Source organism: Candidatus Cloacimonadota bacterium, from assembly GCA_012522635.1.
Classification (GTDB): Bacteria; Cloacimonadota; Cloacimonadia; order Cloacimonadales; family Cloacimonadaceae; genus Syntrophosphaera.
The window spans coordinates 1-3,334 of the sequence record JAAYKA010000015.1; the positions used below are offsets into that span (position 1 = coordinate 1).

Sequence of the window (3,334 nt, forward strand, 5' to 3'; positions counted from 1 at the left end):
TCAACATGCCGATAAGGATGCTTTGCCATTTTGTTTTGTCCGGATTGCTTTCTTTGTCCGCTTTTGGTAGAACCTCAATCACAGTTTTTCCCACCTGAATCACCCCGACATATTCATTAAATTTGATTCCGTTGTGAATCAGGCTGTAATATGGAAAATCCTTTCCAGACCCGTAAAATGACTGAAATGCCTTCAATTCTGTCTCTGAAAGGCCGTCATTCAGTTTCAGGCTTTGATGTTCAAAGCATTGCTTGAGCTTGTTTTTTGCCATCAGGTGGTCATCATGGTTTCGAGCGCTGCCCGGAATTCATCCACTTTATCGAACAAAACGAGCTGATAGATTTCTTTAACCAGCGATTCCACATCATCATACTCGAAGTTGGAAATGTCTTTCTCTCCCAGGGTTTCCTTCTTCACAAACCCTTTGCCCAGAACCAATCCTATCCTGGCATAATCTCCATAAAAATACTCTTGCAACAGTGGAATAATGTTTTGGTTGAACACTTCCATAAGCTCTTCGTCATTTTCCAAGCCCAAAAAATAGCTGTGCCCAATCTGATGATCGCGATCCAAGAGAATCTTGATTCTGTTGTTGAGTGTTTTCAGGATTTCTTTCAGGGGATATCCACACAATTCCCGGGCTAAAAGGTCGGTGCCATCATCGCCAATAATCTCATAAAGAGGCTGAAATTCTTTGAATGTAAAACGTCTGCGCAAAGCCGTATCCAGTGCTTCCACGCTGCGGTCGGCGGTGTTCATTGTGCCGATGATATATAGGTTTGAGGGAACGGAAAACATCTTTTTGCTATAGGGCAGAGTAACTTCCAAAGCTTCCTCTTTTCCCGCACGTTTATCTTTTTCAATCAGAGTGATGAGTTCACCAAAAATCTGAGAGATGTTGCCGCGATTGATTTCGTCGATGATGAGGACAAAATTATCTTCAGCAGAAGCTTCTGAAAACTCGCCATCTGGATTATCAAAGCTGACACCGACCGATTTCGCCACAGCGTCACAAAGCGTTTTAAATATCCCGGGCAAAACTTCGTAGCTGATGTTGTTTTCCTGTGCATCAGTGGTGACAGGCTTGATTCCCTCTATAAAATCCTCATAGCCCATACTTTGGTGAAAGGTGCAAAACACAATTCTGCCACCATTTACAAGCTCTTGATAACGGTTTTTCACTTGGGGACGCGTTCTGGCTTCCTCCATAAATTCCGGGTCGGCAATCTCTATGGCTATATTTATGGAGTTGTAAGTCTTGCCTGTGCCGGGAGGTCCATAGAGGATTTGGTTCAGAGGGTAGCGTGGTTTTTGTGATGATCTATCGCTCTCATCTTCCGGTTCTGCTGGAAAGGAATCAAGAACCATCCTGCCATCCATCACAGCCAACAAACGCTCCCAATACCAGGTGAAACCGGGGTGTTCCGTGTGATAATCCGTGATGTCAGTCAAGGTTTTCACAACCAGATTTACGGACTCTCCTACTTCCCACTCGCCCTTCTTCAGCCAGAGAACTTCCCGAAATTTCTTATATTCCGCTCTGTCTGGTGAAAACTTGAAATCGGAAGTTACCTCTCCATATCCCAACAAAACTTTTTGACCCTTTTTGGCAATGACGATGTCGTCCACTTTCATCTCGCGCTTAAACTGCCAATTAGCCAAAGCATCATTGACTTTTCTTTTGTCACTTTCTCCGCTTTGCCTGATCAATTCTGCTTCAATCTCTTCTTTGCTTGCAAATTGGCTGAGGTCGCCCAAGCTATCCCAACCAATGGCGATGATGCCCTGCTGGGAAAATTCATCCCACTTTCTTCCATCTTCCCCGGGAGAAAAGATCCAATAGCGCCTGCCGCTGGTATTTGCCAGCCTTTCAAGAGCCTCATATTGCTCTTTGGTGGCACTGAAATTTGTGCCCTGCCGCCCAACTTTTAGTTCTTCAAGCTCTTTTACCTTGTCAACCTGTTCTTTGAGGATTGGTCTTTCCGCCAAATTATGGGTGATTTTAATGGCAACCCGGTTGTGTGGGATATTGTATGAATCATCCCTGTAGAATTCGCTCTCCTCCAAATCCCTCACTCCAATTTTAACATCACCGTCCACATCACCCAGGGCATAGCATCCGGCGTCATTTCCAGTCACCCAAAGGATTATTTTATCTCCGTTCGTGATGTTTTTTTCGTGACTGGTCACCCTCCAATTTGAGATGACCCCTTTTTTCAAGGCTCCCACAATATCAAAGATTTTTGGATTTCCCTGAAACACCCAAAATTTCGTCCCAACTTTCTGTGTGTTCCACTTCCATGCCACATAAGAAAGCTCTGGAAAAGGCATCTCCGTTTTCTCTCGGATACGCTCCAAAAGCGCCATATACTCCGTAAAAGTCTCAAATTCTGGATTGATACCCAGTTTTTGCTCCAGATATGGAATTGTCTGTCCGTCAATGCACAGATAATGTTCCGGATCAACCATAAATAGCGCTTCTGTCAGCTTGACCCTGCCCAGAGACAGAATTGTTAAAATATCTGCAAAATCGTCATCAGCAAGCTGGTGGGAGATTGCCTTGAAAAAGAAATCCCACAGGCGCATAATCTCGTTTTGGTGTCTATCTGCCTTATTCGGAAAAACACGTGCTTTCATTGCCATGGCGGAAGGCACTCCATCCGTGTCGGAAGGAATGGAAACCCCCAGATTGCCAGCCAATTTCTGCAGAACTTCAAGCCGCATTTGCTGACCATATTTATAGATATAAAAGAAAAACGAAAATGGGTCCATTTCATCAAGGTCGAAATAGTTGCCGTCTGCGTCCATATCTGTAATACTGGTAACGCCAGCCTTCTTCAGTTCTGAAATCAACTCCGGCTGACGCTCTTGCATTGCTTTGAGATATTCTGCTATCTCTTTATGCGTCTGCACCCAGGTAAATCCACTTTTTTCTGCCATTTTTCCTCCCGATGGACGATATTTAAATGATTCCTCTCCAGCTCCTTTCCAAAATTCCTTCAATCTATCATCCCTGAGGGGTGAATTGGGATCCAGGAAATGATATGGAGAATCGGGATCCGGGTCATTGAATATTGTTTTTAAGTATTTATGGATATAATATAGTTTATCATCCGTGTTCATATCTTCGGGCTTGATGTCCTCGCCCTCAATGTATTGCAGTTTGAATTGTTTCGCTCTATCATCTTTTTCTTCCACATTGATAATTCTCTGATAGTAGTCTTTGTCGCTCAGGTTAAGCAAGAAGTGAAAAATACCGAGTTTAGAAATGCTGCCCTTTTGAGTCCTAAATTCCTTGAAACCTTCCACAATATAGCGGGTTTTTTCAGGTACA

The 3,334-nt window shown here is 43.7% G+C and carries 2 protein-coding genes; both read right to left on the minus strand.

The window, feature by feature from the left end:
- Positions 1-271, minus strand: a 271-nt coding sequence (locus GX135_00690) for a restriction endonuclease (GenBank protein ID NLN84605.1), incomplete at its 3' end; no start/stop codon positions are given.
- Entirely contained in the window at positions 271-2,940 is a 2,670-nt protein-coding gene (locus GX135_00695) for an AAA domain-containing protein (protein ID NLN84606.1), read from the minus strand. The genes GX135_00695 and GX135_00690, both read right to left, overlap by 1 nt.
- Between the last annotated feature and the right edge of the window lie 394 nt (positions 2,941-3,334).

Excerpts from the sequence above, each read along its gene's own strand:
- GX135_00695 (NLN84606.1), bottom strand. The coding sequence starts at position 2,940 with ATGGCAGAAAAAAGTGGATTTACCTGGGTGCAGACGCATAAAGAGATA.